Here is a 9,288-nt window from a genome sequence, read left to right as displayed (position 1 = left end):
GTAGTAGCCGTCCACCCGCCCGGCCCGGGTTGCCCGGGAGGCCGCGCGGGCGGGTACGGCTGCCGGTAGGGCCGGCCGCCGCCCTGGGGAGGGGACGGCCGCGCGGGACCCTGACGCCGCTGCCCCGGATGGGGCTGAGGCCCGGGGTGGGGCTGTGCCGGGCCCTGGGCGGGTCCCGGGTAGTGCTGCTGCTGGTATCCCGGGGGTGGCTGCCGCGGTCCACGGGGCGGGTACGGCTGCCGCGCCCCGTCATGCGACACATGGCCGCCCCGGTCCGGTTCCTGCGGTGTCGGGCCGCTCTGTTCCGGATCCGGCGGGGGCGGGTAGGGGTGGCGTCCCCCCGGCGGGGGCGGTGGAGGATGGTTCCCGTTGGTACTCATGCCGTGCGCCCCCTTCCCGGCCTCAGAAGGCCGAGCCGACTCCCCAGTCACAAGATCCACATTCTGGAGCATTTGGGGCAGAAGTGCACTGATTTCCCAGTAGTCACGGAAGTAGCGGTATCTGGTTACATTCTGAAATCATCCAAGGTGATCTCTGCGATGTTCCGGATTCGCCGACCCCCTCTGCCCTAGCTTCGATTCCATGAATCTGCAGCAGCTCCGTTATGTGGTCGCCACTGCGGAGCACCGCACCATGACCGACGCGGCCAGATCGCTCTACATCGCGCAGCCCGCTCTTTCGCGCGCGATCCGCGACCTCGAACGCGAGCTCGGCATGACGCTTTTCGCTCGTTCGGGCCGGGGCGTCGTCGTGACGGCACAGGGCCGCCGCGTCGTCAAGCTCGCCAGGGAGGCGCTCGACGCCGTCCACGAGATCGAGGCCCTCGCCACGCACACGCATTCCGGGGGAAGCGAGCTGCGCATCGCCTCGCCTCCGAGCCTGGAGCCCGGCCTGGCGGGCCGCCTCCTTCCCTCCTACGTCTCGGAGCATCCGGGCGTACGCGTGCAGATCGTTCGGTGTGACGGACGCGACGGCGTCGTGAACGCCATCCGGGAGCAGCGCGCCGACCTCGGGCTGACCGACCTGCCCGTGCCGGCCGACCTGGTCAGCCATCCGCTCGAACGGCAGGAGATCGTGCTGATCTCGCCTCCCGGGCTGGACCTCCCCGAGTCGATCCCCATGATCCGCATGAACGGCATGAGGCTCGTGCTGCCGCTCCCCGGCAGCGCCAGGCGCAGGGAGTTCGACCAGCTCTTCGCCACCTACGGCGTACGGCCGGTCGTGGCGGCCGAGACCGACGAGCGCGGCGGCTGGCCGGCGACGATCCGGTCCGCCTCGGCCTCCCTGCTCGGATACCGGGGCATGTCGGAGCAGGCCGTGAGGGCGGGGCTGGTGGTCCGCTCGCTCGACCCGCCGCTGCGCCGGATCATCGCGCTCGTGCACGCGCGCAAGCGCCTCCCGGGCATGGCGCAGGACTTCCTCACCGTCGCCGAGAGCGGTTCGGCGATCTGAGCCGTTTTGGAGCGTTCCCGTGGCATCGGGACGCCGTCCGGCGGCATCGGAACCCAGTCCTGCCACGCTGGCGTACGCTTGCGGCGATGCATACTCTGCGCCTGCGCGACCGCGAGTTCCGGCCAGGCGAATTCGCCGTCATGGCCGTGGTGAACCGTACCCCCGACTCCTTCTACGACCAGGGCAGGACCTTCGGCTTCGAGGCCGCGCTGTCCGCCGTCGCCGGTGCGGTGCGCGCCGGGGCCGACATCGTGGACATCGGCGGGGTGAAGGCGGGCCCGGGCGAGACCGTGGACGCCGCCGAGGAGATCCGCAGGGTCGCCGACCTGGTGGCCGCCGTGAGAAGCGCCCATCCCGACCTGGTGATCAGCGTGGACACCTGGAGGGCCGAGGTCGGCGAGGTGGTCGCCCAGGCCGGAGCCGACCTGCTGAACGACACCTGGGGCGGTCCCGATCCCGGTCTGGCCGAGGTCGCCGCCAAGCACGGCATCGGGCTTGTCTGCGCCCACGCCGGAGGCGTCACCCCGAGGACCCGGCCGCACCGCGTCGCCTACGACGACGTGGTGGCCGACGTGGTCGCGCACACCGTCGGCCTCGCCGGGCGGGCCGTACGGGCCGGAGTGCGCGAGGACGCGATCCTCATCGACCCGGCGCACGACTTCGGCAAGAACACCTGGCACTCGCTGGAGGTCAGCCGCAGGCTCTCGGAGATGGTCGCCACCGGATGGCCGGTCCTGGTCGCCGTCTCCAACAAGGACTTCGTGGGAGAGACACTGGGCGGGCTGCCGGTGGGGGAGCGCCACGCGGGCACCCTCGCCACGCTGGCCGTCTCGGCCTGGCAGGGCGCGCGGGTCTTCCGCGTCCACGACGCCGCCTCCGCACGGGCCGCCCTCGCCACCGTCGAGCGGCTGCGGCGGGGCCGGGCTCAGCTGTAGATCACCGACAGGAACCTGATGAGGATCGCCTCGCGGGTCCCGGCCGGCAGGGCGTCCAGCACCGTGTTGACCACCGCCATCTCCGGCTGGCCGTCGCCGCCCAGGTCCACGCCCACCGACGCGGCCAGCTCCGCGAACGTCGCGTCGTCCAGCGCGTCGAGGTCGAGCGAGGCGAGGATGCCGGTCAGCCCGTCCGGGATCCGCGCGGGACCCCTGTCCCTGGCCGCCGCCGCCGACGCGGCGATCACCTCCAGCATCGCCTCCACCCCGGCGAGGGTGACCCCGGTGACCGTGACGTGCAGGTTCGCGGGGATGCCCGCGTACGACAGCTGCGGCTGCAGGAACCATCCGCGCCCGCGCGCCTCGTCGGACAGCACGAAGACGTCCACGCCGTCCTCGCCCGTGAACGCCACCAGCGAGGACTCGGGCTCGCCGAGCACCCGCAGGCCGGGGATCGCGCCGATGCCCGCGACGAGCCTGCGGGTGGCCTCCAGCGTGCTGCGGGCGAGCGCGAGGTAGCCGTCGCGGCCGAGCGCGTTGAGCGTCGCCCACGCGCCTCCGAGCGGGCCCGCCGACTTCGAGCTCTGCACGGTGGTGTTGATGACGGTGTACCCCGGCCAGGCGGCCGAGGCGAAGTACGCGGCGCGGCGCAGCGCCGGGTCGGCGAAGAGCACGACCGAGGCGCCCTTGGGCGCGTAGCCGAACTTGTGCAGGTCGCAGGAGATGGACGTCACGCCCGGCACCGACAGGTCGAAGGGCGGGACCGCCGCCCCGGCCTCCGCCAGCCAGGGCAGCAGCCAGCCGCCGACGCAGGCGTCCACGTGGCACGGCACCCCGCGCGAGGCCGCCAGCGCGGCGATGTCGGCGACGGGGTCGATCACGCCCTGGGGGTAGGAGGGGGCCGACGCCACGACGAGAATGGTCTCGGGCGTGATCGCCGCCGCCACGGCCGCGGGATCGGCCCGGTAGGTGCCGAGGTCGACCGCCACCGGCGCCACCTCGACGCCGAGATAGTGCGCCGCCTTGTGGAACGCCGGATGCGCGGTCACCGGCAGCACCATGCGCGGCGTCCCCGCGACGGGGCGCGCGTCCCTGGCGGCCTTCACGGCGAGCATGATCGACTCGGTGCCGCCGCTGGTGAAGATGCCCGGGGTGTGCGGCCCGCCGCCGAGAAGCTCCGCGACCGCCCCGACGACCTGCTTCTCCATCGCGACGATGCTCGGGAAGGCCGTCGGGTCCAGCGTGTTCACTTCGAGCATCTCGAAGTAGGCCCGCGCGGCGGCCTCGTGGACCTCGGGGCGGCCGGTGTCGTAGACGTACGCGGTGACCTTGCCGCCGCGCACCGGCAGGTCGTCGCGCCTGAGCCGGGCGATCTCGGCGAGGAGCTCGTCGGCCGTACGGCCGTTCTCGGGAAGCACGCGGTTCTCCCTCGTCGCACGGGGTGGCACAGGGCGGCGCCGGACCTACGGGTGGCGACGGACGTTACCACGCCAGCCCATACATAACGGACACTAGATCGTCGCGTATCCGTACGAGGAGATCAAGAACGCGAGAGCGGCAGCCGCACGACGGCGCGCAGCCCGGGGGAGGCGTCCTCCAGGCGCACCGACCCGCCGTGGGCAAGGACGGTCTCGCGGACGATGGCCAGCCCGAGCCCCGCCCCGCCGTCGTCGCGGCTGCGGGAGCTGTCGAGGCGCGTGAACCGGTTGAACACCCGCTCCCTGTCGGCCTCGGGGATCCCCGGCCCGTCGTCCGTCACCGTGAAAACCGCCTCGGCCCCGGTCACGCGCAGCTCGACGCCCACGTGCGCGCCCGCGTGCCGTACGGCGTTGTCCAACAGGTTGACCAGCACCCGGCTAAGGTCCATCGCGTCGCCGTCGACGACCGCCGGGCCCGCCGCCAGGACCTTGACCACGGTCTCGTCGTACCGGGCGGCGGTCGCCTCGATCAGCTCCGCGAGGTCCACGGGCTGCCACCGGGCCGGGCGCCGCCGCTCGTCGAGGCGCGCCAGGGTGAGCATCCCCTCGGCCAGCCGGCTGAGGCGCAGGGTGTCCTCCAGGACGCCCTCGGCGGTCTCGGACCACTCCTGCCCGTCCGGGTGGCCGAGCGCGACCTCCAGTTGCAGGCGGATGCTGGCCAGCGGGCTCCGCAGCTCGTGGGCCGCGTCCGAGATCAGGGCGCGCTGCGAGGCCTCGGCCGCCTCCAGCCGGGCCAGCATGTCGTTGAGCGTGGTCGCCAGCTCGTGAACCTCGTCGCGCGCCTCGGGCACCGGGAGCCGCCGCGCCCTGGCGGTCCCGCTGATCTCCGCCGCGCCCCGGCGCAGCGCCGTGATCGGCCGCAGCGTGCGGCCGATGATCAGCCAGCTCGCCGCGCCGAGCAGTACGAGGATCACGGGCGTGCCGACGGCCAGCATGTGGACGGTCGCGGTGAGGCTGTCCGCGACGTCCTTGAACGACCGCGCGGCGATCACCGTCCTGCCGTGGTCGGCGTGCAGGACCACCACGCGCAGCGGCCCCGGGATGCCGTACGGGGCGCCGTCCACGAACCGGCCGCGCCCGTCGGGCGGCTCCGCCCGCCGCGCGCCGGCGCTCACCAGCGGGACCAGGCGGTCGGCGCCGAGCGTGACGTGGGTGATGCGGCCCCGGGCGTCGAGCACCTGGATGATCGTGCCGTCGGAGACGGCGACGGGGTCGGACAGCCGCCCGTCGTCCGCCAGCGCCACCACCTCCCTGGCCCGCTGGTAGGCGACCTCGTCGGTGGAGGCGACCAGCGCCCTGCCGAGCACGCCGACCAGCACCGAGGCCGCCGCCGCGAGCGCCAGCGCCAGTACGGCCGAGGCCGTGGCGGTCAGCCGGAAGCGCAGGCTCTTGCGCCGCCACCAGGTCAGCGGCGACCGGTCAGCCTCCATCGCCCACCAGCCGGTAGCCCGCCCCGCGCACGGTCTGCAGGGCGTTGCGCCCGAACGGGACGTCGATCTTCCTGCGCAGGTAGCCCACGTAGACCTCGACCACGTTGGGATCGGTGTCGTAGGTGTCCCAGACGTGCTCCAGGATCTCGGTCTTGGACACGACCTCGCCGGGACGGCGCAGCAGGAACTCCAGCAGGCCGAACTCGCGCGGCGTCAGCTCGATCGGGGTGCCGCCGCGCGCGACGGTGCGCCCCGCCGGGTCCAGGGTGAGGTCCCCCGACCGGAGCACCGCCGGGCGGCGGCGGGCGCCGCGCCGCATGAGGGCCCGCAACCGGGCCACCAGCACGACGTAGGAGAAGGGCTTGGTCAGGTAGTCGTCGGCGCCGAGGTCCAGGCCGTCCGCCAGGTCGTACTCCCCGTCCTTGGCCGACAGCATCAGGATCGGCACCCAGTTCTCCTCGGCCCGCAGCCGCTTGCAGACGTTGTAGCCCGAGAGCCTCGGCAGCATGATGTCGAGCACGACCACGTCGTAGTCGCCCTCGCGGGCCAGGTGCAGGCCGTCCTCGCCGTCGTGGGCCAGGTCGACGGCGAAGCCCTCCGCCTGCAGCCCGCGCCGCAGCGCGGCGGCCATCCGCCTCTCGTCCTCGACGACGAGCACGCGCATCCGGACTCCCCCCAAAACGTATGTGGCCCCCCATCTTGGCCTGTCCCGGCTGAGACCCGCCTGAGAGCGCCCGCCCGGTCGCCGGCCCCGCGAGCTGCGGAAAGGTCCCGGGCCTGAGAGCACTCTCAGCCTGTCTCAGCTTCGGCACAGGGGCCGGGAGGCAGTCTGCCGAATATCGGATCGCGAAGACATACCGTTGGGGAGTGACATGTCGCCTGAGTCCAGAAGAGCACGCGCCGTGAGGTGGGGGGTCCCGGTCGTCGCCGTCGCCGTGGTGGGAGCCGCGGTCGGCGCGGGGCCGGTCATCGCCGCCGTCCAGGGCGATCCGTCCCTGCCCGACCGCACCGCCGCCCAACTGCTCGCGGAGGTCGCGGACACCGCCCGGCACAAGGCGCCGCCCGCGATGTCGGGCACCGTGGTGGAGACCGCCTCCCTCGGCCTGCCGGCGCTGCCCCTGCCCGGAGGGTCGAGCGGTTCGCCGATGTCCCTGCTGTCCGGATCCCACACGCTCAAGGTCTGGTACGGCGGCGACGGCCGGCTCCGGCTCGCCCTGCCGGGCCGCATGAGCGAGACCGACGTCATCTCCACCGGCGCCGGCGAGGCGTGGCTGTGGCAGAGCGAACTGAACACCGCCACGCGCTACAAGGTGCCACAAGGCGCCGGGACCAGCGGTGACAAGGCCGTGCCTACCACGCTGCCCACCGCGCTGCCCACCGCCACGACCCCGGCCGACATGGCCGCCCAGGTGCTGAAGATGGCGGACGCGAGCACCGCGATCACCGTCGAGAACGGCCAGCACGTCGCGGGCCGCGCCGCCTACCAGCTCGTCCTCACGCCCAAGGACACCTCGTCCCTGGTCAAGCAGGTCAAGCTCGCCCTCGACGGGGACAATCACATCCCGCTGCGCGTCCAGGTCTACGCCAAGGGCGCCTCCGAGCCCGCGTTCGAGGTCGGCTTCACCCAGGTGAGCTTCTCGGCGCCCGCGCCGGAGAACTTCGCGTTCACCCCGCCGGCCGGCGCCAAGGTCGAGGAGAAGACGCTCGGCGCCGAGGACGCGCCGAGCGGTGACAAGGGTACCGAAGCCGGCGGGCCGGGCTTCGAGAAGGACGCCAAGAAGATCCGCACCATCGGCCAGGGCTGGACCACCGTGGCCGAGGTGCCGTTCTCGCTCGCCGACCTGCGCGGGCCCGCCACGGGAAACCGGGGCGCCCGGCAGGGCGGCGACCCGGCCGGGGCGGTCGACTCGCTGCTGAAGTCGGCCAAGCGGGTCTCCGGGCCCTTCGGGAGCGGCAGGCTCATCCAGAGCAAGCTCGTGTCGGCGCTGATCACCGACGACGGCAGGCTGCTGGTGGGCGCCGTCACGCCCGAGGCGCTGACCGAGGCGGCCGGCCGCGAGTGACGACGACGATGACGGGGGAGGGGGCGTACGAGGCGGCGCCCCCTCGCCGGATCCCGCACCCGGCCTCGGAAACGGTCCCCGCCGAAGACTGCTCGATCGTCTCGCGCGGGCTCACCAAACGCTTCCGCGGTGGGCAGGTCGCCGTCGACGATCTCCACCTGGCCGTGCCGCGCGGCTCGGTCTTCGGGTTCCTCGGCCCGAACGGGTCAGGAAAGACCACGACGATCCGCATGCTGCTGGGCCTGACGAACCCGACCGGCGGCGGGTGCGAGGTGCTCGGGCACGCGATGCCCGCCGGGCTCGGCGCCGCCCTGCCGAAGGTCGGCGCGCTCGTCGAGGGCCCCGCCTTCTACCCGTACCTGTCGGGCGAGGCGAACCTGCGCCGGTACGACGCCGCCGACCCCACGGCCGACCCCCGCACGGTGCGGGCCCGCGTCGGCGCCGCGCTCGACCGCGTGGGGCTCGCCGCGGCGGCCGGCAAGCGCTACCGGGCGTACTCCCTCGGCATGCGCCAGCGCCTGGCCATCGCCGGCGCCCTGCTCGGCCCGCGCGAGCTGCTCGTGCTGGATGAGCCGACCAACGGGCTCGACCCGCAGGGCACCAGGGAGGTGCGGTCGCTCATCAAGGAGATCGCGGCCGACGGCACCACCGTCTTCGTCTCCTCCCACCTGCTGACCGAGGTCGAGCAGATGTGCACCCACGTCGGTGTGATGCGCACCGGCCGCCTGGTGGCCCAGGGGCCGATCGCCGGGCTGCGCGACGGCCACGCGCCGCGCGTGCGCGTGGAGACCCCGCACGCCGCCCAGGCGGCGTCCGTGCTGAACCTCATCGGGCTCGCCGACGTGCGCGCCGGGATCGACGAGGTCACGGCCGAGATCGGCGCGGTCGCGCCGGAACGCGTCGTCGCCGAGCTGGTCGGGGACGGGGTCTCCGTACGGGGCTTCGCCGTCCTGCGGCCGAGCCTCGAAGAGCTGTTCGTCGGCCTGACAGGAGAGGGATTCGATGTCGACGGTTAGATCGGCGGAAACGGCGGCGCCGGCGCTCGCGCTCGCGCGCCCCGGCGGGCAGGCGGCGGAGCCGGCCCTGGCCGTGGCCGCGCGCCCGGGGGCGGCGCGCGCGGCGGTGCGGCTGCTCGGCTCGGAGCTGGGCCTGACCTTCCGCAGGCCGCGCAACATCGCGATGCTGGTCGTGCTCGCCGTCGTCCCGGTGCTGATCGGCATCGTGCTGCGCGTGGTGGGCGGAGACGGCGACGCGCCGTCGATCATCACGCAGGTGGGCGGGAACGGGCTGATGCTGACCTTCGTGGCGCTGTCGATGCTGGTCCCGCTGCTCCTGCCGCTGGCCGTCGCGGTCGTCGCGGGGGACGCGATCGCGGGCGAGGCGAACGGCGGCACCCTGCGCTACCTGCTCACCGCCCCGGCAGGGCGCACCCGCCTGCTGGCCGTCAAGTTCGCCAACGTGGCCGTCTTCGGGCTGGCCGCCTGCACGGTCGTCGCGGTCGCCGCGCTGGTCACGGGGTTCGCCCTGTTCCCGGTGGGGCCGGTCACGCTGCTGTCGGGGACGACGGTCCCGCTCGCGGACGGGCTGCTGCGCGTCCTGATCGTCACCGGCTACAGCGCCGCGGGGATGGCGGCGCTCGGGGCCGTCGGCCTCGCCGTCTCGACCCTGACCGAGGTGCCCATCGGCGCCGTCGCGGCGACCGTCGTGACGGTGGTGTTCTCCCAGGTCCTCGGCGTGATCCCGCAGCTCGCGCCGGTGGAGCCGTACCTTCTGACCTCCTGGTGGGGCTCGTTCGACGGGGCGCTGCGCGATCCGGTCGCGACCGACGTCATAGGCCAGGGGCTGCTCGTCTTCGCCGCCTACGCGGTGGTGTTCGGCTCGATCGCCTGGGGCCGCTTCTCCGGCCGCGACATCACCAGCTGAGGGTGGG

The 9,288-nt window shown here is 73.6% G+C and carries 8 protein-coding genes; 5 read left to right on the top strand and 3 right to left on the bottom strand.

Annotated features, from left to right (window positions below; translation table 11 throughout):
• Window positions 1–582: 582 nt before the first annotated feature.
• Together AB0B89_RS32405 and folP are read left to right on the top strand one after the other, a co-directional pair.
• Window positions 583–1,452, top strand: a complete 870-nt coding sequence (locus AB0B89_RS32405) for a LysR family transcriptional regulator (protein ID WP_358560392.1) — start codon at window positions 583–585, stop codon at window positions 1,450–1,452.
• Between the two features lie 86 nt (window positions 1,453–1,538).
• Entirely contained in the window at window positions 1,539–2,387 is an 849-nt protein-coding gene (gene folP, locus AB0B89_RS32400; protein WP_358560390.1) for a dihydropteroate synthase, read from the top strand.
• Here the strand turns inward: folP and AB0B89_RS32395 are convergent.
• The 3 genes from AB0B89_RS32395 to AB0B89_RS32385 all read right to left on the bottom strand — a co-directional run bounded on the left by AB0B89_RS32395 (window position 2,378) and on the right by AB0B89_RS32385 (window position 5,959).
• Entirely contained in the window at window positions 2,378–3,805 is a 1,428-nt protein-coding gene (locus AB0B89_RS32395; protein WP_358560388.1) for an aspartate aminotransferase family protein, read from the bottom strand. The two genes, folP and AB0B89_RS32395, sit on opposite strands and share 10 nt — an antisense overlap.
• Window positions 3,806–3,927: 122 nt before the next feature.
• Entirely contained in the window at window positions 3,928–5,295 is a 1,368-nt protein-coding gene (locus AB0B89_RS32390) for an ATP-binding protein (RefSeq protein WP_358560386.1), read from the bottom strand.
• A complete protein-coding gene (locus tag AB0B89_RS32385) occupies window positions 5,285–5,959 on the bottom strand; it encodes a response regulator transcription factor (protein WP_358560384.1) in 675 nt (224 codons plus the stop codon). Before AB0B89_RS32385 ends, AB0B89_RS32390 begins: the two co-directional genes overlap by 11 nt.
• A gap of 238 nt (window positions 5,960–6,197) precedes the next feature.
• Here AB0B89_RS32385 and AB0B89_RS32380 point away from each other — a divergent pair, with 238 nt between their 5' ends.
• From AB0B89_RS32380 to AB0B89_RS32370, 3 genes are read left to right on the top strand one after another with little or no spacing between them, the layout of a single operon-like run.
• The gene (locus AB0B89_RS32380; protein WP_358560382.1) at window positions 6,198–7,358 is read left to right on the top strand and encodes a DUF2092 domain-containing protein; all 1,161 of its coding nucleotides are present in this window, start codon (window positions 6,198–6,200) and stop codon (window positions 7,356–7,358) included.
• A complete protein-coding gene (locus AB0B89_RS32375) occupies window positions 7,355–8,374 on the top strand; it encodes an ABC transporter ATP-binding protein (protein ID WP_358560380.1) in 1,020 nt (339 codons plus the stop codon). The genes AB0B89_RS32380 and AB0B89_RS32375 overlap by 4 nt, the downstream gene beginning before the upstream one ends.
• Window positions 8,361–9,281, top strand: a complete 921-nt coding sequence (locus AB0B89_RS32370; protein ID WP_358560378.1) for an ABC transporter permease — start codon at window positions 8,361–8,363, stop codon at window positions 9,279–9,281. Before AB0B89_RS32375 ends, AB0B89_RS32370 begins: the two co-directional genes overlap by 14 nt.
• The last annotated feature ends 7 nt before the right edge of the window (window positions 9,282–9,288 follow it).

It is taken from the genome of Sphaerisporangium sp. NPDC049002, from assembly GCF_040649355.1.
In the GTDB taxonomy this organism is placed as follows: Bacteria; Actinomycetota; Actinomycetes; order Streptosporangiales; family Streptosporangiaceae; genus Sphaerisporangium.
This window is presented reverse-complemented; position numbering and strand designations above follow the sequence as displayed.

What these genes read in the sequence shown, in the direction of transcription:
- AB0B89_RS32405 (WP_358560392.1), top strand. Translation starts at nt 583, where the DNA reads ATGAATCTGCAGCAGCTCCGTTATGTGGTCGCCACTGCGGAGCACCGC.
- folP (WP_358560390.1), top strand. Translation starts at nt 1,539, where the DNA reads ATGCATACTCTGCGCCTGCGCGACCGCGAGTTCCGGCCAGGCGAATTC.
- AB0B89_RS32390 (WP_358560386.1), bottom strand. Translation starts at nt 5,295, where the DNA reads ATGGAGGCTGACCGGTCGCCGCTGACCTGGTGGCGGCGCAAGAGCCTG.
- AB0B89_RS32385 (WP_358560384.1), bottom strand. Translation starts at nt 5,959, where the DNA reads ATGCGCGTGCTCGTCGTCGAGGACGAGAGGCGGATGGCCGCCGCGCTG.
- AB0B89_RS32370 (WP_358560378.1), top strand. Translation starts at nt 8,361, where the DNA reads ATGTCGACGGTTAGATCGGCGGAAACGGCGGCGCCGGCGCTCGCGCTC.